The sequence below is a fragment of the Streptomyces sp. SID5643 genome (genome assembly GCF_009872555.1).
In the GTDB taxonomy this organism is placed as follows: Bacteria; Actinomycetota; Actinomycetes; order Streptomycetales; family Streptomycetaceae; genus Streptomyces; species Streptomyces iakyrus.
The window spans coordinates 43973-66996 of sequence record NZ_WWIC01000250.1; the positions used below are offsets into that span (position 1 = coordinate 43973).

20 protein-coding genes are annotated in these 23024 nt (G+C 72.5%); 8 read left to right on the top strand and 12 right to left on the bottom strand.

Annotation, left to right across the window (positions count from 1 at the left end; all coding sequences use genetic code 11):
• Positions 1-238: 238 nt before the first annotated feature.
• Positions 239-2359: a choline BCCT transporter BetT gene (locus GTY56_RS27790; RefSeq protein ID WP_161368052.1), complete on the top strand. Its 2121-nt coding sequence runs from the start codon at positions 239-241 to the stop codon at positions 2357-2359.
• A 262-nt stretch (positions 2360-2621) separates the two neighbouring features.
• On the opposite strand, the gene GTY56_RS27795 is transcribed toward GTY56_RS27790, so the two are convergent.
• Positions 2622-4127 (bottom strand): MbnB/TglH/ChrH family RiPP precursor modification enzyme, encoded by a 1506-nt coding sequence (locus GTY56_RS27795; RefSeq protein WP_161368069.1) that lies wholly within the window; start codon positions 4125-4127, stop codon positions 2622-2624.
• Between the two features lie 181 nt (positions 4128-4308).
• Here GTY56_RS27795 and GTY56_RS27800 point away from each other — a divergent pair, with 181 nt between their 5' ends.
• Entirely contained in the window at positions 4309-4881 is a 573-nt protein-coding gene (locus tag GTY56_RS27800) for a potassium channel family protein (RefSeq protein WP_161368053.1), read from the top strand.
• A gap of 15 nt (positions 4882-4896) precedes the next feature.
• Here the strand turns inward: GTY56_RS27800 and GTY56_RS27805 are convergent, their stop codons facing one another.
• Together GTY56_RS27805 and GTY56_RS27810 are read right to left on the bottom strand one after the other, a co-directional pair.
• On the bottom strand, positions 4897-5358 hold the full coding sequence (locus tag GTY56_RS27805) for a DUF7144 family membrane protein (RefSeq protein WP_161368054.1): 462 nt from the start codon (positions 5356-5358) through the stop codon (positions 4897-4899).
• 70 nt (positions 5359-5428) lie between these two features.
• Positions 5429-6190 carry a peptidyl-tRNA hydrolase gene (locus GTY56_RS27810; RefSeq protein ID WP_161368055.1) on the bottom strand — a complete coding sequence of 254 codons (762 nt, stop codon included), beginning with the start codon at positions 6188-6190 and terminating at the stop codon, positions 5429-5431.
• A gap of 114 nt (positions 6191-6304) precedes the next feature.
• On the opposite strand from GTY56_RS27810, the gene GTY56_RS27815 reads away from it, so the two are divergent.
• Positions 6305-6502 carry a hypothetical protein gene (locus GTY56_RS27815; protein ID WP_346345603.1) on the top strand — a complete coding sequence of 66 codons (198 nt, stop codon included), beginning with the start codon at positions 6305-6307 and terminating at the stop codon, positions 6500-6502.
• Here the strand turns inward: GTY56_RS27815 and GTY56_RS27820 are convergent.
• The 8 genes from GTY56_RS27820 to zapE all read right to left on the bottom strand — a co-directional run bounded on the left by GTY56_RS27820 (position 6494) and on the right by zapE (position 15702).
• Positions 6494-6673, bottom strand: coding sequence for a hypothetical protein (locus GTY56_RS27820; RefSeq protein WP_062929707.1), 180 nt, complete (start codon positions 6671-6673; stop codon positions 6494-6496). The two genes, GTY56_RS27815 and GTY56_RS27820, sit on opposite strands and share 9 nt — an antisense overlap.
• 28 nt (positions 6674-6701) lie before the next feature.
• Positions 6702-8219 carry an FAD-dependent oxidoreductase gene (locus tag GTY56_RS27825; RefSeq protein WP_161368056.1) on the bottom strand — a complete coding sequence of 506 codons (1518 nt, stop codon included), beginning with the start codon at positions 8217-8219 and terminating at the stop codon, positions 6702-6704.
• Positions 8220-8325: 106 nt separating this feature from the next.
• Entirely contained in the window at positions 8326-9183 is an 858-nt protein-coding gene (locus GTY56_RS27830) for a PPK2 family polyphosphate kinase (RefSeq protein WP_161368057.1), read from the bottom strand.
• An 87-nt stretch (positions 9184-9270) separates the two neighbouring features.
• Complete coding sequence (locus GTY56_RS27835; RefSeq protein WP_161368058.1) at positions 9271-10677, bottom strand: alkaline phosphatase PhoX; 1407 nt, start codon at positions 10675-10677, stop codon at positions 9271-9273.
• A 90-nt stretch (positions 10678-10767) separates the two neighbouring features.
• Positions 10768-11652 carry a slipin family protein gene (locus GTY56_RS27840; protein ID WP_161368059.1) on the bottom strand — a complete coding sequence of 295 codons (885 nt, stop codon included), beginning with the start codon at positions 11650-11652 and terminating at the stop codon, positions 10768-10770.
• 170 nt (positions 11653-11822) lie between these two features.
• Entirely contained in the window at positions 11823-13307 is a 1485-nt protein-coding gene (locus tag GTY56_RS27845) for a SulP family inorganic anion transporter (RefSeq protein ID WP_161368060.1), read from the bottom strand.
• 8 nt (positions 13308-13315) lie between these two features.
• Positions 13316-13897: a carbonic anhydrase gene (locus GTY56_RS27850; protein WP_161368061.1), complete on the bottom strand. Its 582-nt coding sequence runs from the start codon at positions 13895-13897 to the stop codon at positions 13316-13318.
• A 707-nt stretch (positions 13898-14604) separates the two neighbouring features.
• Positions 14605-15702 (bottom strand): cell division protein ZapE, encoded by a 1098-nt coding sequence (gene zapE / locus GTY56_RS27855; RefSeq protein WP_161368062.1) that lies wholly within the window; start codon positions 15700-15702, stop codon positions 14605-14607.
• A 37-nt stretch (positions 15703-15739) separates the two neighbouring features.
• Between zapE and GTY56_RS27860 the strand changes: the two genes are divergently transcribed.
• From GTY56_RS27860 to msrB, 4 genes are all read left to right on the top strand, one after another.
• Positions 15740-16555: a pyrimidine reductase family protein gene (locus tag GTY56_RS27860; protein ID WP_161368063.1), complete on the top strand. Its 816-nt coding sequence runs from the start codon at positions 15740-15742 to the stop codon at positions 16553-16555.
• Between the two features lie 242 nt (positions 16556-16797).
• Positions 16798-17271: an indole-3-glycerol phosphate synthase gene (locus tag GTY56_RS27865; protein WP_181361211.1), complete on the top strand. Its 474-nt coding sequence runs from the start codon at positions 16798-16800 to the stop codon at positions 17269-17271.
• 164 nt (positions 17272-17435) lie between these two features.
• Positions 17436-18827 carry a UDP-N-acetylmuramate--L-alanine ligase gene (gene murC / locus GTY56_RS27870; protein WP_161368064.1) on the top strand — a complete coding sequence of 464 codons (1392 nt, stop codon included), beginning with the start codon at positions 17436-17438 and terminating at the stop codon, positions 18825-18827.
• A 14-nt stretch (positions 18828-18841) separates the two neighbouring features.
• Positions 18842-19249, top strand: coding sequence for a peptide-methionine (R)-S-oxide reductase MsrB (msrB, locus tag GTY56_RS27875; protein ID WP_161368065.1), 408 nt, complete (start codon positions 18842-18844; stop codon positions 19247-19249).
• A gap of 8 nt (positions 19250-19257) precedes the next feature.
• Here the strand turns inward: msrB and GTY56_RS27880 are convergent, their stop codons facing one another.
• Positions 19258-22119, bottom strand: a complete 2862-nt coding sequence (locus tag GTY56_RS27880) for an ABC transporter substrate-binding protein (RefSeq protein WP_237525068.1) — start codon at positions 22117-22119, stop codon at positions 19258-19260.
• 263 nt (positions 22120-22382) lie between these two features.
• Here GTY56_RS27880 and GTY56_RS27885 point away from each other — a divergent pair.
• Positions 22383-23024, top strand: a 642-nt coding sequence (locus tag GTY56_RS27885) for a LacI family DNA-binding transcriptional regulator (protein ID WP_237525069.1), incomplete at its 3' end; no start/stop codon positions are given.

The following is a 23024-nucleotide window of genomic DNA, read 5'->3' on the forward strand; positions in this document are numbered from 1 at the left end:
GCTCCGCAACCCTCCGCAGGGCCGGCCGGCGCGCGTGCGTCTCGTGTACGGCCGCCCGGAGGGCCCCCGTGTCCGGCCGGTCCCGGCCCGGGCGCCGGGTCACCCCACGCCACCCGCATCCCCCGCGCCCGGGGGTTCGGGCAATGACCAGAGGCCTCCCGGACTCCGCGGGCCGCGGCAGACGCCGCCAACAACCGGGAGCCGAGGTCCTGGCCCTCAGCGAAGGAGGAACGCGGCTGTGTCGACCACTGGAGAGAAGGGCCCCGGAACGGCGCCGGAGGAGACACCGGCGGAGGAGGGGGGCGCTGTCCGGCTGAAACCCTTTGTGTTCTTCGGGTCGGCCGTCCTGGTCCTCGCGATCTCGATCTGGGCGATCATCACCCCCACCGGTGCGGAATCGGCCATCGGAGTGGTGGTCGGCAAGATCTCCGAATGGTTCGGCTGGTACTACTTCCTCGCCGCGACCTTGTACCTGTTGTTCGTCGTCTTCATCGCCGTGTCCAAGTACGGCACGGTCAAGCTGGGCCCCCAGCACTCCAGGCCCGACTACGGTCTTTTCACCTGGGGGGCGATGCTCTTCGCCGCGGGCATCGGCATCGACCTGATGTTCTTCTCGGTCTCCGGCCCGGTCAGCCACTACCTGGCGCCGCCGCAGGGCGACCCGGAGACGCTCGCGGCCGCCCGGCAGGCCGTGGTGTGGACGCTGTTCCACTACGGCATCACCGGCTGGGGCATGTACGCGCTGATGGGCATGGCGCTCGGCTACTTCTCGTTCCGCTACCGGCTGCCGCTCGCGATCCGCTCCGCGCTCTATCCGATCATCGGCCGCCGCATTCACGGGCGGATCGGTGACACCGTCGACCTGGCGGCCGTCATCGGCACCGTGTTCGGTATCGGCGTGACGCTCGGCATCGGAGTTGTGCAGCTGAACTACGGACTGAAAGTCCTCTTCGACGTGTCGGAAGGGCTTTCCGCTCAGATCGCCCTGATCGTCGTCGCGGTGGCGATGGCCACCGCGTCCGCGGCGTCCGGCGTGGACAAGGGAATCCGCCGGCTGTCGCAGCTCAACATCCTCCTCGCAACCCTGCTGATGCTCTACATCCTGGTCGTGGGCGAGCCGTTCCGGCTGCTCAACGCAGTGGTCCAGAACGTCGGAGACTACGTCAGCCGCTTCCCGTCGATGACCCTGAACACCTTCGCCTACGACCAGCCCACCGAGTGGCTGGACGCGTGGACGCTCTTCTTCTGGGCCTGGTGGGTCGCCTGGGCCCCGTTCGTCGGGCTCTTCCTGGCCCGCATCTCGCGCGGCCGCACCCTGCGTGAGTTCATCGCGGCGACGCTGGTCATCCCGTTCCTCTTCACCGGCCTCTTCCTGGCGATCTTCGGCAACAGCGCCCTGTTCGTGGTGCGTGACGGGAACGCCGAGTTCGGCGAAACCGCCATGAACGTCCCCGAGCAGGGCTTCTACAGCCTCCTGGAGCAGTACCCGGGCTTCCTGTTCAGCGCGGGACTCGCGACGTTCGTCGGGCTGTTGCTGTACGTCACCTCCGCCGACTCCGGAGCCCTGGTCATGGGCAACCTCAGCGCTGAACTGCCCACCCCGGTGACCGACGCACCCGCGTGGCTGCGCGTCTTCTGGGCGGTGGCGACCGGTCTGCTCACGCTCGCCATGCTCATCGTGGGCGGTGTGCAGGCGCTCACCAACGCCACCATCATCATGGGCCTGCCGTTCTCCTTCGTCATGTTCCTGATCATGGCCGGGCTCTACCTGGCGTTGCGTACCGAGCGGATGAAGGTGGAGGCGAGGGTCACCACGCTGCCTGCGTCGCTTTCCGGACGTATGCCGCAGCACGGTCTGCCGGGGGCGCCGAACTGGCGGCACCGGCTGGCGCGCGCGATGGCGTTCCCCAGCAGGCGGGCGGCCGCACGATTCGTCGACCAGGTGTGCCGACCCGCCTTCCAGGAGGTCGCCGAGGAGTTGCGGCAGCAAGGAGCCCAGGCGCAGGTCCTGGAAGGCACCGTCGATGAGAACGGCCTCACCCACGTCGGCCTGCGCGTTCCGATCGGCCCCAGCGACGAGTTCCTCTACGAGGTCTGGCCGGTGGAACTGCCGACCCCCGCGTTCGCCACCCGGTCGGTCAGCACGCACGACACCTACGTACGTTTCGAGGTCCGGCTCGCCGAAGGCAACCAGGACTACGACGTGATGGGCTACACCCGGGAACAGCTCATCGCCGACAGCCTCGACCAGTACGAGCGGCACCTGGAGTTCCTGCGGATGCGCCACGAGGCGGCCACCCGCACGGGCCTGCCCGACCACCGCCCGGACGCGCCGGACGCGCACCTGCCCGAGGCGTAGCGTTGCGGCGCCGCAGGAGTCCCCGGCGGTGTGACGCGTGCCGCTGGGGGCGGGTGGGGGACGTGCCGGGGGTGTCCGTCCTCGGAACGGCGCGATGGGGCCAGCTCTCGCAGTGTGCCGGGCCCGGTGACGGCATGCGGACAGCGCGACGCGGCTGACTGTCCGTTGACGTGCCAACCGGCTGCGGGCGGACAACCCCGTCACGACCCCGTGCGGCCGTACGCGGGTGCGGGCGCTCGGGTGCGGGCCGGGTGGTTCGTCCTCAACGTCGCAGCAGTGCCCTGCGCGTGGCGCGGACGAGCCGGTGGGCCGGCCGGGCGGAGCGCGGTGCGGGGCCCGACCGCTCCAGCCACCACGCCCGCAACTCCCGCCGCACCCCGGCGTTCCCGGGCCGTCCGGCGTGCAGCAGGTGCTCGGCGAAGTCGAGGGCGTCACGCCGGTAGCCGCCGGTCATCGGCCGCGTCTGGGCGTAGGACAGGAACGCCGGGCGGTAGCCGGAGCCCAGGATCACGGGCAGTTCGGGCGCGACCTTGGCCACGACACCGGCCCGCTTCGCCGCCAGCGCCCGCGCCTGTACACCGACCCGTACCCGGTCGAACCCCTCGGGCACGGGCGTGCCCGCGACCAGCGCGGACAGCAGTGCGGTCTGCGCGAGCCCGAGCCGCTGCCGAGCGGCTCCGCCGTCACCGGGGCGGGGCAGGCCGCAGGCGCCCCGTGTCGCCCCGGCCTCCCCGCCCGGCCACCCGGCTTCGTCCCGAGCGAGCGGTCCGCTCGCGACGCCCAGGGTCTCTCCGAGCCGTCCGGCACCCGTCCCGGGCCGCAGCTCCTGCGCACCGATGCCGGCCCGTGCCTCGCCGCGCAGGGCGCCGACGGCCCCCGTTCCCGCCCGTCGCAGGGCCGCCGCGCTGCCTGCCGCCCGCACCTCGGCCTTCAGGCGTTCCACGGTCCCCGCCTCCAGCGCCCGCCGGATCGCGGCCAGTTCCCCCTCCAGCTCCGCCGGTGCCGGGAAGTTCTCGTCCCGTTCCAGCAGGACGCCCGGCGGGCTGACGCGGGAGGCGAGGTCGGTGAGGATGTCCAGGACCGGCCCGGGGACCGGGTGGGCGTGGCTGTCGTGCCAGACGCCGTCGCGCTCGAAGCCGCCGGCGACGTGGACGTAGGCGATGGCCTCCAGGGGCAGCTCGGCGAGGGCCTTGGCGGGGTCCTCGCCGCGGTTGACGTGGTTGGTGTGCAGGTTGGCCACGTCGATGAGGAGACGGACGCCCGTGCGGTCGGCGAGCTCGTAGAGGAACTGGCCCTCCGTCATCTCCTCGCCCGGCCAGCCGAACAGCGCGGCGATGTTCTCCACGGCCAGCGGCACCGGCAGTGCGTCCTGCGCGATGCGTACGTTCTCGCACAGGACGTCCAGGGCGTCCCGGGTCCGGGGGACGGGCAGCAGATGGCCGGCCTCCAGGTGCGGGGACGCCGTCAGCGGCCCGCCCGCCCGCACGAACGCGATGTGTTCGGTGACCAGCGGCGAGCCCAGCGCCTCGGCGCGCTCGGCCAGTGCGGTCAGCCGGCCCGCGTCGGGGCGGTCCGCGCCCCCGAGGCCGAGCGAGACGCCGTGCGGCACCACGGTGACGCCGCGCTCGCGCAGCCGCCGCAGCGAGTCGGGCAGGTGCCCGGGGCAGACGTTCTCGGCCACCGCCTCGACCCAGTCGATCCCCGGCATCCGCTCCACGGCGTCCGCGATCTCCGGCCGCCACCCGATGCCCGTCCCCAGTCGCTCCATCGTCCCCTCCTCCACCCCGGCCCGTTCCTCGAACGTGAGGGGGGTATGGCCCAGCCGCCCGCCGCCGAACCGCACGCCGCCCTCCTTCAGAGCAACATTTGAGGTTCGCGGCCCCGCCCCCGTCCCCACTGACGGAGGCGCAAGGGTCGCGTCCCGTCCCGATACGCCGTAGACCGGACCTATGTCCGGAGGCAGCGAGCAGCCCCGCCGCGCCGCGCGGAAGCGGGAACCGGAATCCCGGGCCGCCGCCGTCCGCCGGCTGCGGCTCGTGGCCGGAGCCCTGCTCGTGGCAGGCGTCACGGCCTACTTCCTGCTGCCGCTGGAAGGTCTCGGCGCCGACCACCCGTGGCTGGGCTGGCCGCTGTTCGTGCTGTGCCTCGCGCTCGTGGCCGCACTGCTGCTGCGCCATGTGCGCGACATCGTGCTGGAGAAGCCACAGGCCCGGTCGGGCATCATGATCTCGCTGCTGATGAGCCTGGCCGTGCTGGTCTTCTCGTCCGGGTACTACGCCCTCGCGCAGCAGCCGGGACAGTTCACCGGCCTGCGCACCCGGGTCGACGCGCTGTACTTCACGGTCGTCACCCTCGCGACGGTCGGCTACGGCGACATCACCCCGCGCGGGCAGGAGGCCCGGCTGGTGGCCGTCGCCCAGATCCTGTACACGTTCGTCTTCCTCACGGCCGCGGCCACCGCGCTGTCCCGGCGGATGCACGCGGTGGTCGCGGAGCGCGAGAGGCGCCCGCCGCCGCCCTGACGGAGGGGGCGTGCCCTACATCGTGCGGGTCGGGCGGTAGTTGAACACCGACCAGAGGACGAACAGACCGGTCACGATCATGATGATCGACCAGAACGGCTGGTACGGCAGCCAGAGGAAGTTCGCGATCAGCGCCAGGCCGACCACGACCGCGCTCACCACCCGCGCCCAGGCGGCCCCGGTGAACAGGCCGAGCCCGGCCACCACCACGAGCGCGCCGACGATCACGTGGATCCAGCCCCACGCGGTCAGGTCGAACTCGAACGAGTACTGCCCGAAGCTCGTGTACACCTCGTCGCCGGCGATCGCCGCGATGCCCTGGAGCACCGCGAACAGGCCGTAGACGACCATCAGGATGCCGCCGAGAGCGAGCCCGCCGGCCGCCAGCGGGTCGCCGGGGCCGCCCGGGCCGGAGCCGCCGGGCGTCCGGTCATCGGGGGCGGGCGGGGCGGGGGGAGGGGGCGCGGCGCTGGACATGGCTGCCTCCGGGGGTCGGTTCGGCTGGTAACCCCACTGGAGCATTCGACCGGGACCGGCGCGCCTGCGGCTACTCCGAACGGGTGGGCGCCGCGCGGCCGGGCCCGTGCGGCTCCCGGCGCAGCGCCGGGTGGTCCGCGACCACCGTGCACGAGCCGGGCGCGATTTCCGTGAAGCCCGCGTCGCGCACCAACGGCAGCCCGATGCCGGTCAGTTCGGACCAGCGGGCCGGTTCGGCCATGCGGACGGCGAGCGGGAAGCCCGCGTCGTGCCAGGCAGCTCGCTCCCCGTCGGACAGCTCCCACCAGGCCAGTTGGGCGGCGTGGCCCGCCTGGGCCATCGCCTTGCCGGCCGACATGCCGAGGTCCGGGTTCAGCCACAGCACGGGGGCGGCCGGGTCGGCGTCCACCGGCGGCTCCGGGTCGTCCAGGTCGGTGCCGGACACCTGGAGCCTGGCCAGGTCCTTGGGCCAGCCGTCCAGCGGAACGGGCGGGAAGACCCGCACCTCGGCCGACTTGCCGGTGACCGTGATGCCGGGCAGCGCCTCGGCCCGCCGCCACTCGGCGCGGCGCGCCCGCCGCACCACCTTGCGGATCCGGGCGTCCTGCCAGTCCCGCATCGCCCCGGCCCACTCGCCCGCACCGGCCGACCGCTCGTCGGCCAGGATCGTCAGCACGGCCCGCGCGGCCGTCTCCAGCGCGTCCGTGCGGGCCGGCGGCTCCGCCTTCTCGATCCGCACGACGAGCGGCAGCACGAACTGCGGTGCCTCGTCGCGCGCCGAGGGTTCGGACCGGAAGGGGCTGTCGCTCACGGGCGTCGGGTCTTCGCTCACGAATCCCAGTGTGCCAGCCGGAAGATCGTGCAGGACGGGCGCATGCGGCCCGGCCTGTGCCCGCGGAACGCGGTCCGCGGTCACCGGCCGCCGGGGAGTGGCTGGAGCGCCTCGGTGCCACCGCGTACGCCGAGACGCCGAGGGCCCCTGGCCGCCACCGGCTCACCCGTCGAGGCGGCCGTGCGGGGCCTGGTCACCGGGGCGCAGCAGGACACGGTCCCGCTGCCGCTGCTGCCCCTGGCCGCGACGGCCCTGGTCACGGCCGGGGCGCTGGCCCTGACCGGTGCCCTTGCGTCTCGGCGGTCACCCTGAGCAGGCGGTGCGCTGCGCCTCCTGCCACTCGCAGGCGGGGCAGAGCGTGATGCCCTTGTACGACTCGGGGTACTCCGTCGGCTCCCGGCACAGCACGCACTCGGCGTACGGCGGACCGTCCGCCCGGGGCGGCCTGGTCGCGTCGATCAGGCAGTAGTCGTCCTCGCTCATACGTCCAGCGTAGGCCCGGGGCGGGCCCTCAGAGGTCCCGCTGTTCCAGGGGCTTGGTCGCCGGGCCCTGGATCACCTTGCCGTCCGTGTCGAAGCGGGAACCGTGGCAGGGGCACTCCCAGGCGCGTTCGGCGGCGTTGAAATCCACCAGGCAGCCGAGGTGGGTGCAGCGGGCGGAGACCGCGTGCAGCCCGCCGTCGTCGTCCCGGTACACCGCGACCCGGTGGCCGTCGGCCCGGACGACCGCGCCCTCGCCGGGCGGCAGGGACTCCACGGGCGGGGAGGGCCGCAGCCGGTCGCCCACGAAGTGCCCGGCGACCTTGGCCTGCGTCTTGAGGAACGTCGGCGCCTCCCGCAGCGCGGGCTTCACGCGGCGCGGGTCGTACAGCCCGCTCCACTCGCACTCCTCGCCCGTGATCTGTGCGCTCAGCAGCCGGCCCGCCATGATGCCGCCGGTCATGCCCCAGCCGCCGAAGCCGGTGGCCACATAGGCGTGCCGGGTGCCCGGGTGCAGCGGGCCGACCATCGGCACGGTGTCCGTGGGCTCCGTGTCCTGGGTGGCCCACCGGTGGGTGACCTCCAGGTCCGGGAAGTGGCCGGTGGCCCAGGCGGTGAGGCGCTCGAAACGGGCCCGCGGGTCGCTCGTGCCCGGAGTGAAGTGCTCACCGGTGACGATGAGCAGCCGCCGGTCGCCCTCGTGGGGCGCGGTGCGCACCGACCGGGTGTCCTCGTCGGGCGTGATGAACATGCCGTGCGGGTCCTGGTCCGCGGGGACCGTCCCGGCGACGACCAGCTCGCGGCGCGTGGACAGGCGGGCGAAGAGCAGCGCCCGGTCGAAGATCGGGTAGTGCGTCGCGACGACGACGTCCCGGGCCCGGACCGTCGCCCCGGTCGCGGTCGACAGCCTGCACGGCTCGCCCTCGTCCAGGCCGAGGACGGTGGTGTCCTCGTAGATGTGCCCGCCGCGTTCGACCAGGTCGGCGGCGAGGGCCAGCAGGTACTTGCGGGGGTGGAACTGGGCCTGTCCGGTGACCTCGACGGCGCCCGCCACCCGGAAGGGCAGCCCGGTCTCCCTGACGAACGAGGCGGGCAGCCCGGCCTCGGCCGCGGCCCGTGCCTCGGCGCGCAGCTCCTCCACGCGGCTCTCGTCGACGGCGTAGGTGTAGGCGCTCCGGGTCTCCCACTCGCAGTCCACGCCCAGCTCCCGGGCGATCCGGGCCGCGTGCTCGATCGCCTCCGACTGCGACCGCGCGTACAGCCGCGCGCCCTCGGGGCCGCGAGTGCGCCGCAGCTTGTCGTAGACGAGCGTGTGCAGGGCGGTGACCTTGGCGGTGGTGTGCCCGGTGACGCCGGCCGCGACGCGCCCGGCCTCCAGCACGGCCACGCTCCGCCCGGCCCGCGTCAGCTCCCAGGCCGTGGACAGCCCGGCGATCCCGGCGCCGATCACCGCCACGTCGACGTCCACGTCCTCCGTGAGCGCCGGGTGGCGGCCGTCCGGTGCCGTCTCCAACCAGTAGGAGCTGCTGACCTGCTGCTTCTCGCTCATGGCGGCCGAGTACCCCCGTCCGTGCGCTTCAGTGTCGGGCGGCCCGGTCTGGTCCGAAGGAGGCCGTCGGCCGGATCGTCGCCCTGCTCGCGGTCTGTGGGGCGGATCAGGGCCGCTCCAGCAGCCGCTTCCGGCACTCGGCCACGTCGAAGTCCGCCTTCGGGTACCGCGGATCCAGCTCCTCGAAGTGCTCCAGGAGCAGCGTGCCGACCGCCCAGTTGCGGTACCACTTGTGGTCGGCCGGGATCAGGTACCAGGGGGCGTACGAGGTGCCGCAGCGCTCCAGGGCGATCTCGTAGGCCTCCTGGAACGCGGGCCACAGGGCGCGGTCGTCGATGTCGGAAGCCGCGAACTTCCAGCGCTTCTCCGGCTTGTCGAGGCGCTTGAGCAGCCGGCGGCGCTGCTCTTCGGAGGACAGGTGAAGGAAACACTTGACCAGGGTCGTGCCGTCGTCGACGAGGGAGCGCTCGAAGCGGTTGATCTGCTCGTAGCGCCGGGCGATCTCGGGGGCGGGCGCGAGCTCCCGGACGCGGGCGATCAGCACGTCCTCGTAGTGGGAGCGGTCGAAGATGCCCAGTTCGCCGCGGATCGGGAGCGCCTGCTCGACCCGCCACAGGAAGGGGTGGGCGCGCTCCTCGGCGGTGGGTGCCTTGAACGCCGTGATCCGGCAGCCGGAGGGATTGAGCAGGCCGATGACGTGCTTGACCGTGCCGCCCTTGCCGCTGGTGTCCATGCCCTGAAGCACCAGCAGCACACGGCGCCGGTCCCCCTTGGTGCTGGCTGCCCACAGCCGTTCCTGGAGGACGGCGAGGCGCTCACCGGTCCGGGCCGTGGCGGCCTTGCCCGCCGCCTTGCCGTCCGGGCCGGCGGGGGTGCCGGCGGCGTCGTACCGGGCCAGGTCGACCGGCTCACCGGTGGGCAGGCGCAGCCGCTCCCGCAGCGAGGTGCTGTCCTTGTGGGTCACCGGGGCCCCCTTCGCGCGTGAGTGCCTCGACGGTCCGGGCGGGGCACCGGGTTTCGCACCCGCTGCCCCGACCGGGCGGAGCGCCGGCTAGCGGCGCCAGGGGCCCGTCACCGCGAACGTGGTGCCGGGCCGGTAGCAGTTGACATACATCGTGTCGCCGTCGGGGGAGAAGGTCACCCCGGCGAACTCGCCCCACTCGGGCTGCTGCTCGGTGCCGCCCGCCGCGCCGGCGGCTGATGTGATCGCCTGCCGGTTGCGCGCCATCGCGTAGACCTCGCCGCGCCGGGTGACCCCGTAGACGTGCTGGGCGCCGTCGCCGTCCTCGCAGACCATGAGGCCGCCGCCGGCCGCCAGGCAGATGTTGTCCGGCGACTCGCCCGGCAGCTGCACATCGGTGTCCGGGCCGAAGACGATCACCAGGGTGAGCCGGCGACGCTCCGGGTCGTAGCGCCAGACCTGCCCGAAGTGGTCGGCGGCCGAACCGTCCGACCGGCGGGCGAAGGACGACACGAAGTACACCGAACGACCGCCCCAGTAGCAGCCCTCCAGCTTCTGCGCGTGCGTGATGCCCTTGCGCCCGAAGTCCTGGAACCGGATCGGCGTCTGCGCGGCCTGCGGGTCCGGTACGTCCACCCACTCGACGCGGTCGAACTCGGCGCCGACGTCCTGGATGGAGGACAGGTCCGGCACCCCGGGCACGCGCATGGCCTGGAGCCGCCCGCCCGCGCGCAGCGACCCCCTGCCGCCCAGCGGCCGGTCCGGGAGGAAGCGGTAGAAGAGGCCGAAGGGCTTCTCGAAGGCGTCCTCGGTCTCGTAGACCACGCCCCGCCGCGGGTCGACGGCGATCGCCTCGTGCGCGAAGCGGCCCATCGCGGTCAGCGGCACGGCCCCGGTACGGTGCGGGTCGACCGGGTCGACCTCGAAGATGAAGCCGTGGTCCTTGGTGTAGCCGTTGGTCCCGGCCTTGTCCTCGGTCTCCTCGCAGGTCAGCCAGGTGTCCCAAGGGGTGGGGCCGCCCGCGCAGTTCACCGCCGTACCGGCGATCGCGACGCGTTCCGACCGGACCCGGTTGTGGGAGTCCACCGTCAGGGCCGTACAGCCCCCCTTGCCTGCCGGGTCGTAGGTGAGGCCCTCGACGGCCGGGACCGGGATCCTGCCGTCGGCGCGGTTCTCGTGGTTGCGGACCAGGTGGACCCGGCCCCCTCTGCCTCCGAAGGCCGCCATGCCGTCGTGGTTGGACGGCACGCGCCCTTCTCCGGAGCGGAGTTCGTCTCCCTCGCGGGAGAGGATCCGGTAGCTGAAACCTTCCGGCAGGTCGAGAACGCCCTTCGGGTCGGGCACGAGCGGGCCGTAGCCGGTGCGGCCGAGGCCCTGTGCGGAGGCGGTGCCGGTGAAGAGTTCGGACAGGGCACCGGAGAACGCGATTCCGACGCCCAGGGCGCCCGTCCCGGCGAGCAGCTGACGTCGTGTCGCGGAGTGACCGGATGCGGTCATGGGGAAACCTTCCTGCTGGCGGACAGGAACTGTGATCCCGCTGTGTCTATCACCTGGTGCGGGCGGCGGGAACCACGCGCGTAGCACGGGTCACTGCTCTACGGCGCGCCGCAGCTGCTCCATCGCCTCTTCGGCCTGTTCCGTGCGGTCGACGGCGCCCTCCGCGATCTCCGCCTGATCCGCCGCGTCGGCGTGTCCCGCTCTCTGCCCGGAGGGCTGCTGGCCCCGTTCCAGGAACCGCAGGAGTTCCACCGGAATGGGCAGGACCAGCGTGGAGTTCTTCTCCGCCGCCACCGCCATGACGGTCTGCAACAGCCGGAGCTGGAGGGCCGAGGGCGTGTCGGCCATCTGGTGGGCGGCCTGGGCCAGCTTCTTGGAGGCCTGGTACTCGGCGTCGGCGTTGATCAGCCGGGCCCGCCGCTCCCGGTCGGCCTCGGCCTGGCGGGCCATGGAGCGCTTCATGGTGTCCGGCAGGGAGACGTCCTTGATCTCCACCCGGTCGATGGTCACGCCCCACTCCACGGCCGGGCTGTCGATCATCAGCTCCAGGCCCTGGTTGAGCTTCTCCCGGTTGGACAGCAGGTCGTCCAGCTCGCTCTTGCCGATGATCGAGCGCAGCGAGGTCTGGGCCATCTGCGAGACGGCGAAGCGGTAGTCCTCGACGTTGACGATCGCGGCCGCCGGGTCGACGACCTTGAAGTACACCACCGCGTCGACCCGCACCGTCACGTTGTCGCGGGTGATGCCCTCCTGGGCGGGGATCGGCATGGTCACGATCTGCAGGTTGACCTTCCGCATCCGGTCCACCGCGGGGACCACGAGGTTGAACCCGGGCCGCCGCACGTCCCCGTGCAGGCGTCCGAGCCGGAAGACGACCCCGCGCTCGTACTGCTTGACGACCCGCGCCGCGGAGACCACGTACACCAGCGCGCCGGCCCCGACGGCGGCCACCACGCCGACCAGCTCTTCGACCATGCCGACCTCCCGGTTCAGAGGTCCGAATCCGTCTGCTCATGTAACGATATGCCCGGAATGGTACGCGGGGCCATGCCCCGGGATCCGGGCCGGAACGGGGGCGGACGCACGTGGTCCGGGGCACGCGGGTGCGCACCCCGGACCGCGGTCTGTGTGACCGGGAGCGGCGGCTAGGCGGTGACCTTCTCCGCCGGGGCCTCCTCGGGCTCCGTGACCTTCACCGGCTCCGTGCCCGTCGCGCTGTGCCGTGCGGCCCAGTTCTCCAGGGCCGTACGGCAGGCGTGGTCGAGGTGGTGCAGGCCGGAGAGGTCCAGCTCGACCGGGCGGTCCTGCGGCAGGCTCTCCAGGCTGTCGAGGATCTTCGGCAGGCGCAGGAAGGTCGCGTTGCCGGACAGGTACGCCTGGATCGGGCCGGCGCCCTTGTCGATGATCTCCATCTTGACGTGCGAGGCCTCCCAGGCGGTCTTGACGACCGACAGGGCCAGACCGATGAGCACGCCCTCGAACATGTTCACCGCGACGATCGACACGGCGGTGACGACCAGGATGAGCGCCTCGCCCTTGTGGGCCCGCCACAGCGCCGTGATCTGGCGGAACGGGATCAGCTTCCAGCCGGCGTGCACGAGGATGCCGGCGAGGGCGGGGATCGGGATCAGGGCCAGGGCCCAGGGCATCGCGGCGGCGAACAGCAGCAGCCACACGCCGTGCAGCACCCGGGAGGCCTTGGTCCTGGCGCCCGCGTTGACGTTGGCGGAGCTGCGCACGATGACGGCGGTCATCGGCAGTGCGCCGAGCAGACCGCACAGGGTGTTGCCCGCGCCCTGGGCGATCATCTCCTTGTTGTACTCGGTGCGCGGACCGTTGTGCAGCCGGTCCACGGCGGCCGCGCTGAACAGGCTCTCCGCGGAGGCGATCAGCGCGAAGGCGATGATGGTGCCCCAGATGGCCGGGTTCGCCAGTTCACCGAAGGCCTCGGCCCCGGGCGGCTGGATGACGCCCAGGAGGCCCTCCACCTGGACGGTGGCGACCGGCAGGCTGAAGGCGAGCGTGGCGACCGTGGCCAGGACCACCGCCGCGAGGGCGCCGGGCACGGTCTGGACCGCCTTCGGCATCTTCTTCCAGAGCACGACGACGGCGATGGTGCCCGCGCCGATCGCCAGGGACGTCAGGGCCTTGGTGCTGCCGAGCGCGTCGGCGAACATCCCGGGCAGGCCGGCGATCTTGCCGAGTCCGGACTCCGGTGCCTTCAGGCCTGCCGCCGCGTAGATCTGCCCGGCGATGATCACCAGTCCGATGCCGCAGAGCATGCCCTCGACGACGGATACGGATATCGCCCGGAACCAGCGGCCGATCCCCAGGAAGCCCATGGCGAGCTGGAGCAGGCCGGCGAGCAGCACGATCACACCGAGCGTGGCCACGCCGAACTGACTGACGGCCTCGAAGACCAGCACGGTGAGTCCGGCGGCGGGGCCGGAGACCTGAAGACTGCTGCCGCGCATCAGCCCGGTGACGAGCCCGCCCACGATGCCGGTGATGAGGCCGAGTTCCGCGGGGACGCCGGAGGCGACCGCCACGCCGACGCACAGCGGGACCGCGACCAGGAAGACGACGATCGAGGCGAAGAAGTCCTGCTTGAGATGGGGGAACTTGGTCATGGTGCCCCTCACAGCTTCTCGAAGGTGTCGGTGTCCGCGCGGTGTTCGCGCACGACCCCGGTGTGGACCTCGTAGAACCAGGCGCGCAGGCCGAGCCTGCCCTCCGCCAGCCGGCGCTCGACGCAGGGGTAGGACCGCAGCCGGAGCACCTGGGTGAGGGCGTGGTTCTGCACGGCCTCGGTGACGGTCGGGTCGGCCGGGTCCGAGCACGCCGGCTCGTCGGCCGCGCGGGCGAGCCAGTCGCGCACCGCCGGTACCGCGGCGAGGTCGTCGCCGCGTACCACCGCGCCGACGGCGCCGCAGTGCGAGTGGCCGCAGACCACGATCTCCTTGACGCCGAGGACCTCCACGGCGTACTCGATCGTGGCCGCCTCCGAGGTGGGGTGCTCGAAGGAGTGCGGGGGGACGACGTTGCCCGCGGTGCGCAGCTCGAAGAGCTCGCCGGGACGGGCGCCCGTGATCAGGGCCGGTACGACCCTGGAGTCGGAGCAGGTGATGAACAGGACGTCGGGGGACTGGCCCTCGGCGAGGTGGGCGAACTCCTCAGGGCGCTGTCCGAAGGTGCGGGCGTTGTCGATGAGGGGTTGCATGAGTGTGGTGACTCCTCCTGGCGCGCAGTGGGGGCGCGTCGGACGGGCATGACAGAGGGTGGGGGGAACTGCGTTGCCGCTCAGCAGCGGAAGACCTGCAGTGCTGCCGGGGTGTGCGACGCCGAGGATCTCGACGTGCGGTGATGCGCGGCGCCGGGTCTGACCGGTTCCCGTTCCGTCGGCTGGATGTGCCGCCGCAAGGGCCGTTCGGGCGCCGAGGGCGCCGAGTCGGCGGTGTGGGACCGGTCGCGGGTCCGCAGGGGACCGGTCGGGTCCCCGTGGTGTCCGGCGCGACAGCCGGCCATCTCGTCGCGCAGGGCCTTCCCGGGAGACTTGTGTCCGGGACGCGAGGACTTGCCGGAAGGCTTGGTTCCGGCCTGGGTCTTGGCCTCGGCTTGACTGTGTGTATGCGCGGATGCGAAGGACGCGGTCGGTGCGAAGAACTGAAGGGCGAGCAGGACGGCAGCGAGGAGCGAAACCACGGTCCGTGCCGTCGTACCTCGGTACATGCGCCCCCCTTCAGGTGCTTCACACGTCTAGCGCGGACCAACGGTTGGTCAACGGCTGGTCAAGAAACACGTTAACCCTGCAAGGTCGTTTGCAGGGTTAACTTAACGTTTCAAGCTGAAGAGAGCCTGAAAACCGTAGGTGGGCTGGCTTGAACAGGCCCTCCCTACCGGGCGGTTGGCACGGTATTGGGGTTGTCGTTACCGGTCGTTCGCCAGCTTGGCCGCGTCGCGGGCGAGAGCGGTGAGCCGGGAGATGGCCCGGAAGTACTTCTTGCGGTAGCCGCCGTTCAGCATCTCGTCGCTGAACAGCTGGTCGAAGGGCAGGCCGGAGGCCAGCACGGGCACCTCGCGGTCGTACAGCCGGTCCGCGAGGACGACCAGCCTGAGGGCCGTCGACTGGTCGGGAACCGGCCGCACACCGGTGAGGCACACGGCCCGGATTCCGTCCGTCAGAGCGCCGTACCGGCTGGGGTGGACGCGGGCGAGGTGCTCCAGGAGGGGCGAGAACGCGTCGAGCGAGGCGCCCTCGGTCGCGTGCGCCACGCGGGTCACCTCTTCGTCGGAGTAGGGCGGCGGCGCCTCCGGCAGACCGCGGTGGCGGTAGTCCTCGCCGTCGATGCGCAGGGCTCGGAAGTGAGCCGACAGGCCCTGGATCTCGCGCAGGAAGTCGGCCGCGGCGAACCGGCCCTCGCCGAGCTTGCCCGGCAGGGTGTTGGAGGTGGCGGCGAGGGCCACGCCCGCGTCGACCAGCTTGCCGAGCAGGGTGGACACCAGCACGGTGTCGCCCGGGTCGTCGAGCTCGAACTCGTCGATGCACAGCAGGCGGTGACCGGACAGCGTCCGGACGGTCTGCTGGAACCCCAGGGCGCCGACCAGGTTGGTCAGCTCCACGAACGTGCCGAACGCCTTCAGCCCGGGCTCGGCCGGGGTGGCGTGCCACAGGGACGCCAGCAGGTGGGTCTTGCCCACGCCGTAACCGCCGTCGAGGTAGACGCCGCGCGGGCCGGCGGGTGTCTTCTTCGGTGCCTTGCCGAAACCGAAGAGCCGCCGCCTGCCGGAGCCTTCGGCCGCGCCGAGGCCCGCCGCGAAACCCTCCAGGACCCGGACCGCCTCGGTCTGGCTGGGCTGGTTCGGGTCGGGGATGTAGGTACTGAAGCGGACCGAGTCGAACCGCGGCGGCGGCACCATCTCGGCGACCAGCCGGTCCGCCGGGACATGCGGCTCACGGGCGCACAGGGACAGCGGGGCCGGGTCGGTTATGGGGCCGCTTCCGGAGGGGGCCAGGGGAGAAGACACGGTTCACCATGCTACGGCGCGTGGAACACTGCACGGCATGCGACGTCTGTTCCCTGTGACCGATGAAACAGCAGCTCCGGCGCCGGACGGCGCGTCCGGTGGGGGCGCCGGGCGGGAGTGGAGCCTGGAGGAGCTGGCCGCCGCGTACGCCTATCCCGAGCCGGGCCCCGGGGGCCCGGCCCCGTGGCTGCGCGCCAACATGGTGTCCACGCTGGACGGGGCCGCCCAGCACGACGGCCGTTCGCAGCCCATCTCCAGCGCCACCGACATGCGCATCTTCGGCACGCTGCGGGCGCTCGCGGACGTCGTGGTCGTCGGCGCGGAGACGGTACGCAAGGAGGGCTACCGGCCCGCCCGCGCGCGCGAGGACTTCGCGGCGATGCGGGAGGCGGCCGGGCAGGGGCCGGCACCCGCGATCGCCGTGGTCACCGCCGGCCTCGACCTGGACTTCTCGCTGCCGCTGTTCACCTCGCCCCTGGTGCCCACCCTGATCCTCACGGGTGCCTCGGCCGCCCCCGACCGGGTCGCCGCCGCCGAGCGGGCGGGCGCCCGGGTGGTGACCGCAGGAGACGGCATCGGCGTGGACCCCGCCCGCGCCGTCCGGGCCCTCGCCGACCTCGGCCACACCCGGCTGCTCACCGAGGGCGGCCCGCGGCTGCTCGGGCAGATCGTCGCGGCCGGCGTGCTCGACGAGCTGTGCCTGACCGTCGCCCCGATGCTCACGGCGGGCGAGGCGCAGCGCATCGCCGGGGGGCCGGCGGTCACGGTCCCGCACCGTTTCGGGCTGGTGTCGATGCTGGAGGAGGACGGCTTCCTGTTCACGCGGTACGGGCGGAGCGCCCCGGCGTACTGAAACGCCGGGGCGGGGGTAGAAGGTCGGCGGCCGGGAAGGCCGACCGGCCGGTACGTCCGGGAGCGGGGGTGAACGCTGCCGTTCGTCCGGTCATCGGTGGAATATGCCGTTCCGTTTGGGTTCGGGAGGGCACACTGGATCCGGCAGTACCCGTGCGAACGCGGGGCAGGATGGTTTCCGCAGGGCCCGGTGCGGCCCGCGGAGGAGTGGGGCCTGGGGCCCCGGAGCAGAAGGGGCGCCTGGTGTTCACGAGCGTATTGATGATCGAGAAGGCGCTGACGTCCGCCGACGTGGAGTTCGTCACCACCTTGCACGGGGAGGAGCAGGTCTCCTTCCAGGTGCTGCTGCAGCCGCGCGGCGAGCAGGCGGACCGCCTGCTGCGGGCCATCGACGACGTCGCGCTCGGCGAGCTCGACGAGGCCGTCCGCGAGGGCGAGACGCCGGAGGGGGAGGAGGCGCTGAGCGTCGGGCAGCGGGCGCTGGAGGTGTCACTCGCCGCGCTGCGTTCCTCGGGCAGTGCCGCCGAGGGGCGGCTGATCGAGGACCATCCGCTGGACGCGCTGAAGTCGCTGGTGGAGGAGGCCGGGGCCGACGAGGTCATCGTGCTGACCGACCCCCACTACGTGGAGGAGTTCTTCCACCGGGACTGGGCCTCCCGGGCCCGGCACAAGGTGGGGGTGCCGGTGCTGAAGCTGTTCTCGCACAGCAAGGCGTAAGGGCGGGTTGCTGCGGTTCGCCGGGTGCGGGTCGGTGGTTGTTCGCGCCCACGCGGCGGAGCCGCACATCGATGCAGCCCGCGCCCCCGGGCCGGCCGCGGCACTCCCCGTTCCTGAAATAGGGTGGGGGCGCTCACCGTCGTCGCTCGCTCTTGGAGATCTGCATGGCAGCCGGCCTTCCTCCCGCCATGGACCGACCGCACTTCATCGGGATCGGTGGGGCCGGGATGTCGGGGATCGCGAAGATCCTCGCCCAGCGCGGGGCCGTCGTCGCCGGCAGCGACGCCAAGGAATCGGCCACGGCCGAGGCGCTGCGCGCGCTCGGGGCGACCGTGCACATCGGGCACGCCGCGGAGCACCTCGCCGACGACGCCAGCTGTGTGGTCGTCTCGTCGGCGATCCGGCAGGACAACCCCGAGCTGGCCCGCGCGGCCGAGCTCGGCATCCCCGTCGTCCACCGGTCCGACGCGCTCGCCGCGCTGATGGACGGGCTGCGGCCGATCGCCGTCGCCGGTACGCACGGCAAGACGACCACGACCTCGATGCTGGCCGTGGCGCTGAGCGAGCTGGGTCTGAAGCCCTCGTACGCGATCGGCGGGGACCTGGACGCGCCGGGCTCCAACGCGCTGCACGGCGAGGGCGAGATCTTCGTCGCCGAGGCGGACGAATCGGACCGCAGCTTCCACAAGTACGCCCCCGACGTCGCGATCATCCTGAACGTCGAGCTCGACCACCACGCCAACTACGCCTCGATGGACGAGATCTACGCCTCGTTCGAGACCTTCGTGGACCGGATCACCGAGGGCGGCACGCTGGTGATCGCGGCCGACCACGACGGTGCCCGGGAGCTGACCCGCCGGGTCGCCGGGCGCGGCGTGCGCGTGGTGACGTACGGCGAGTCCGAGGACGCCGGCGTACGCATCCTGTCGGTCGTTCCGCAGGGACTGAAGAGCGAGGTCACCGTGGTGCTGGAGGGACAGGAGCTGACCTTCGCGGTCTCCGTCCCCGGCCGGCACTACGCGCACAACGCGGTCGCCGCGCTGGCGGCGGGCGTGGCCCTCGGCGTCCCCGCGGCCGGGCTGGCCCCGGCGATCGCCGCCTACACGGGCGTGAAGCGGCGGCTCCAGCTGAAGGGCGAGGCCGCGGGCGTGCAGGTCATCGACTCCTACGCGCACCACCCCACCGAGATGACCGCCGACCTGGAGGCCATGCGCGCCGCGGCCGGTGACGCCCGGATCCTGGTCGTCTTCCAGCCGCACCTCTTCTCACGGACCCAGGAGCTCGGCAAGGAGATGGGCCAGTCCCTGGCCCTCGCGGACGCCTCGGTCGTGCTCGACATCTACCCGGCCCGTGAGGACCCGATCCCGGGCGTGACGAGCGAGCTGATCATCGATGCGGCCCGGGCCGCGGGCGCCGACGTGACGCCGGTGCACGACAAGGCGGACGTCCCGTCGGTCGTCGCGGGAATGGCGAAGCCGGGTGATCTCGTTCTCACCATGGGAGCGGGCGACGTCACCGACCTCGGCCCGCAGATCCTGGACCGTCTGTCGAACTGAGGGGCTGGAAGCTCATGGCGTACGACGTCGAGAAGCCGGACGAGCAGTGGCGTGCGGAGCTGAGCCCGGGCGAGTACGCGGTGCTGCGGCAGGCGGCCACCGAGCCCGCCTTCACCGGTGAGTACACCGACACCAAGACGCGGGGCGTGTACTCCTGCCGGGCCTGCGGCGCGGACCTGTTCACTTCGGAGACCAAGTTCGAGTCGCACTGCGGCTGGCCCTCCTTCTTCGACCCCAAGGACACCGACGCGGTGGAGCTGATCGAGGACCGGTCGCACGGCATGGTGCGGACCGAGGTGCGGTGCGCCCGGTGCGGCTCGCACCTCGGGCACGTGTTCGCGGGCGAGGGGTACCCCACCCCCACGGACCAGCGGTACTGCATCAACTCGATCGCGCTGCGGCTGGCCCCCGAGCAGGGCTGAGGCGGCGCTCAGCGGATCCGGCACTCCTGCTGGGTGAGGCGCTTGGTCTCCCCAGCGGTGCGCCTGCACAGCACCCGGGTTCTCGAGGAGCCGTCCTCGTCGCGGCGGACCTCCTTGAGGACGATGCTGTGCCCGGTGCGGTCGCCGTAGAGCGGGGCGCCGGTGAAGTCGATGGTGCCGGTGGCCATGCCCTCGATCTTGACGCTGCGCAGGTTCACCCAGGTCGAGGCGCGGCTCTGCGGCCGGTCGCCGCGGGTGGCCGCCCAGAACAGGGCGCGGGTCGCGTCATGGGCGAGGGCGGTCTGGCCGCTGGCCAGGGCCGGGCTGTCGTAACGCAGGCGCTGGCCCCGCAGACCCGGCAGGTGCCCGGCGGCGTCCTGGTAGAAGGCCGTTGTGCCGGCGGCCTTCTTCAGCTCCGCTAGGGCCGCGTGGTACAGCGTGACCTCCGGCGCGACGGAATGGCCGCCGCCGGCGAAGTCGGCCTTGGACAGGTCGTCGCCCGTGAGGATGGCCAGGGGCTTTCCGGCGCAGCCCGGCTCGGTGCCCAGCTGGGTCATCAAGGGGTCGATGTCCTCCACCCGGCCGGCGAAGTAGATCACGGACGGGATCCGGCCGCCCCGGCAGATCTCCTGGGCGTGCGAGCGGAGTTCGGGCTTGCCGCCGCTGAGGGTGTAGCGGCGCTGCGGGAGCGGGGTGAAGCCCTGGCGTCCCAGCATGCCCTGGCCGTAGCGCGCCTGTTCGTCGGTGTAGAGGTCGTCGGTCTTCGCCGTGTCACGGGCCAGGACGAGGGCGTACTGCCGCCGGTCGGGTCTGCGCAACTGGGCGGCGATCAGTCCGAGTTGCTGCGTCTGCCACTCGTCCGTGGCCGCCAGGCTGAACCAGTTGGCGAACTCGCGGGGCAGATAGGTCGCGGAGTTCGTGCCGGAGACGACCGGCAGGCCGGCTTCCATCAGGGTGCGGGTCGTCGCCCTGCTCGACTTCAGGTCGCGGCCGGTGCCCACGACCCCGACCACGGTCGGGTCGTGGGCGGCGTACGCGGCGATCGCCTTCGCCATCTCCTCCTGATGGCCCAGGTCCACGCCGCCGTTGGCGATCAGGACACGCAGCTTCACGCTGGAGTTCTCGTTGATGACGGCCTGCGCCAGATACACGCCCGCCAGTTCCTCGGCGCCCTTCACCAGGGAGGAGCCGGCCGAGGTGTCGGCGCTGAGCGGCCCGGCGTAGACGACGGTGACGTACTTCCCGGCGTGCCGGGCCAGGACGTCGGTGTTCTGCCGGGATATGCGGTCCTCCAGGTCGGCCACCGTCCAGGGCGTCTCGCCGCCGGCCGTGAGCGCCTCGACGTCGTCGTCACCGGGCTCGGGTGCGGGCAGCCAGTCGGCGAAACGGACCTCGTCCGTCGCTATGCCGATGCACTCCGTACGGCCGTCGGGGCCCTGCTCGCGCCGGGAGTCGCGGTTGGCGGTGAGCACGGACGCCGAGCAGTAGCGGTCGTTCAGGGCGTCGGCCCGCATGACGGTCCCTGCCGCCAGCAGGGCGATGACCAGGACGAGGGTGTGCAGGGCCCACACCAGCCGGGCGAGCGTCGGCCGCGCGGAGGCCCGCAGATGGTGACGGCCCTCCTCGACCGGGCCCAGCTGGTCGTGCGGCAGCGGGATCTTCATCACCCACGGCAGGACGGACCGTTCCCGGCTGGGTGACTGCTCGGCGCGCAGGTTGCGGCCCCACTCGCGGTACCAGGTGCGCAGCCGGACGCCGAACGTGGGCGGCGCGGTGTCGGGGGCGGGGGCCGTCTGGACGACGCTGCGCTCCAGGCGCGGCACGTCGTGCGTGCGCACCGCGGCGACCACGAGCAGCGGGTCGAGCTCGCTGCGCCGGCTGCGGACGTCGCTGATGGCCCGGATCAGCTCGATGCCGCCGTTGCGGTCGTCCGCGTGCGGCAGGAACAGCATCGGCGGGCGCGGCCGCTTGAAGCCGCGCAGGTCCCAGCTCCAGCGCCGGTGGTTGTCCCGCAGATCCTCGCGCAGCGCCAGCACGCACAGCTGGAGGTGGAAGTCGCCGCCCGCCCTGAGCGCCTCCGCCACGTCGTAGGCCCGGGCCGCGATCGCCTTCCAGGAGCGCACCGGCCGCAGCAGCGACACCTCGGTGGACTCCTCCTGGTCCGCCGCCCTCAGGAAGGTCGTCGTCATGAACCAGCGGCTCTCCCGGCGCAGCCACAGGAAGATCGGGGCGCGCCCCGGCAGGACGTCGTTGAGGACGGTGAGCAGCAGCAGGAAGACGAGGCCGGCGCCCACCGCCACGTACCACTCGCTGCGGGCGAGGAGCGCGGCGAGCACCGTCACGAGGCTCGCCGGGAGGATGTGCGCCATGTCGAACAGCGGCAGCCCCGAACGCCAGCGGGCGGTGTTCTTCGGCCGCCAGCGCTGCTGTGCCAGCTCGTTGAGCAGTCGCTGCCGCTGGTCCTGCCCGGCCTCGGGGCTGCCCGGGGCAGGTGCCGGCCAGCTGTCGCCGAGGGCGTCGACCGCGTCGTCGATGGCGTGCACCAGCCGCAGCCGCGGGAAGGCGTAGCGCCGGTAGACCGCCTTCGGACCGCCCCACCTGCCCGGGTCGCTCAGCGCCCGCACCAGGGCGGCGGCCCGGCGGACCTCCGTGGTGCCCTCGTAGGCGTCCTGGACCACCGCGCAGCGGGTGCCGTGCGCCTCCTGGCCCGCGTGCAGCTGCCGGACCAGCCCGGCCACCGCGTCGTCGTCCCCGTTCTCCTGCGCGTGCACGACGAACACCGGCATCGGGGGTTCGGTGCTCCGGCGGAAGTCCTGGATGAGGATCTCGAGCTGGTTCTGGAGGTGGCGCCCGGCGTCGCTCTCCGGCATGCCGTCATGGCCCCCAGGGCAGTCAGGCGGCGTGCGATCGGCGTTCACCATGGGCAACCCCCGTTTACCTTCGGTGACTTACGAGGTTAACCGGTGCCGATGGGGTGCGAGTGGGTGATGCACGAACTCTTGTTCCGCCCGGGGCGTTGACGTCGCGCGCCGGGATCACCACACTCACTGACTACGTAGTCAAGCAAGCCCTTTCGCTCGGCAGCTGCCTGCGTGACTACGTAGTCACGCCCTGGTCGACCCCGGGAGCCCTCATGACGACGACCGGAGCAGCCGGCGGGCGACGCCGTGGGCCGGGCATGACGGAGGTGGCCCGGGCCGCCGGGGTGTCGCAGAAGACCGTGTCGCGCGTCGTCAACGGCGAACCGCACGTCAGCCCCGAGGTGCGCGACCGGGTGCTGAGGGCCGTCCGCGACCTGGACTACCGGCCCAACACCGCGGCACGGGCCCTGCTCCTCGGCCGCTACCGGCGTCTGGGCGTGGTCTCCCTGGGCAGTTCCCTCTACGGTCCCTCGACGCTGCTCATCGCCCTGGAGCGGGCGATGCAGCGGGCCGGCTATTCCGTGGCCCTGGCCGGCACCCTGGAGGGGCAGCGGGTCTCGGTCGCCGTGGAAGCGCTGCTGGAGCAGGGCGTGGACGGGATCGTGCTGTCCGAGCCGATCGACGACGGCCCTCCGCTGCGGCTCACCGCGGACGTGCCCGTCGTCAGCCTCGGGGAGGGCGTCGAACTGGAGCCGGGCACCGGGGCGCTGGTCGGCGCCGACGGCGTCGCGGCGGCCCGGCTCGCCACCGAGCACCTGCTGTCCCTCGGTCACCGCACCGTCTGGCACATACCCGGCCCGCAGGACTGGTGGGCCGCCCGCGACCGGCTGCGCGGCTGGCGCGAGGCCCTCGCC

Coding starts and splice junctions, on each gene's coding strand:
- GTY56_RS27795 (WP_161368069.1), bottom strand. CDS start 4,127: ATGGAGCGACTGGGGACGGGCATCGGGTGGCGGCCGGAGATCGCGGAC.
- GTY56_RS27880 (WP_237525068.1), bottom strand. CDS start 22,119: ATGCCGGAGAGCGACGCCGGGCGCCACCTCCAGAACCAGCTCGAGATC.
- GTY56_RS27840 (WP_161368059.1), bottom strand. CDS start 11,652: ATGGTCGAAGAGCTGGTCGGCGTGGTGGCCGCCGTCGGGGCCGGCGCG.
- GTY56_RS27835 (WP_161368058.1), bottom strand. CDS start 10,677: ATGACCGCATCCGGTCACTCCGCGACACGACGTCAGCTGCTCGCCGGG.
- GTY56_RS27860 (WP_161368063.1), top strand. CDS start 15,740: ATGCGACGTCTGTTCCCTGTGACCGATGAAACAGCAGCTCCGGCGCCG.
- GTY56_RS27800 (WP_161368053.1), top strand. CDS start 4,309: ATGTCCGGAGGCAGCGAGCAGCCCCGCCGCGCCGCGCGGAAGCGGGAA.
- GTY56_RS27820 (WP_062929707.1), bottom strand. CDS start 6,673: ATGAGCGAGGACGACTACTGCCTGATCGACGCGACCAGGCCGCCCCGG.
- murC (WP_161368064.1), top strand. CDS start 17,436: ATGGCAGCCGGCCTTCCTCCCGCCATGGACCGACCGCACTTCATCGGG.
- GTY56_RS27850 (WP_161368061.1), bottom strand. CDS start 13,897: ATGCAACCCCTCATCGACAACGCCCGCACCTTCGGACAGCGCCCTGAG.
- GTY56_RS27825 (WP_161368056.1), bottom strand. CDS start 8,219: ATGAGCGAGAAGCAGCAGGTCAGCAGCTCCTACTGGTTGGAGACGGCA.
- GTY56_RS27805 (WP_161368054.1), bottom strand. CDS start 5,358: ATGTCCAGCGCCGCGCCCCCTCCCCCCGCCCCGCCCGCCCCCGATGAC.
- GTY56_RS27845 (WP_161368060.1), bottom strand. CDS start 13,307: ATGACCAAGTTCCCCCATCTCAAGCAGGACTTCTTCGCCTCGATCGTC.
- msrB (WP_161368065.1), top strand. CDS start 18,842: ATGGCGTACGACGTCGAGAAGCCGGACGAGCAGTGGCGTGCGGAGCTG.